The following is a 520-nucleotide window of genomic DNA, read 5'->3' as shown; positions in this document are numbered from 1 at the left end:
TGCTCTATGAAGTCTTTGGGCGTCATTTTCGTTCCCCTTTTCTTATCTCATCACTTTTTATAAATTTACCATTTTCTAGGTAAAAGATATTACCACCTGCTATACCAACAGAATATCTATTTGTCAATCTAAACCCTGCTCCCTCATCACCATAGAGTCCATAAGTGGTTATGGTATCATAGATGTAGGTATAGAATGTTATAGGTATTACTTTATTATTTTTATCAACATAATAACTTGATACAAATAAACCTTTATGAAGTATGTTATATGCTTCTTCCCCCGTATATTCTTTGATTTTTTCCTTATAAGGACTTAAATCTGTTCTTTCATATTCTTGCACTGAAAGCCCTTTAGCAAAATATTTGCAACCATTGGAGAGGATTTGAGGGAATTTATTATTGAGGTATGTAAAATCCACAAAATGTGTTTCATTCCCTACTTGTATATATTCCCCTAAATATTTTCCTCTATATTCTTTCTTTTCCTTTTCCCTCTGTATTATCTCATCTCTTAGTTT

Annotated in this window: 1 protein-coding gene; it reads right to left on the bottom strand. The window is 31.5% G+C overall.

Translation table 11 applies throughout. The features are described from left to right. Positions 1-22: 22 nt before the first annotated feature. A partial coding sequence (locus tag HCCG_RS12405; protein ID WP_034548739.1) for a hypothetical protein occupies positions 23-520 on the bottom strand: 498 nt, incomplete at its 5' end.

This window comes from Helicobacter cinaedi CCUG 18818 = ATCC BAA-847 (assembly GCF_000155475.1).
GTDB classification, from domain to species: domain Bacteria; phylum Campylobacterota; class Campylobacteria; order Campylobacterales; family Helicobacteraceae; genus Helicobacter_C; species Helicobacter_C cinaedi.
This window is presented reverse-complemented; position numbering and strand designations above follow the sequence as displayed.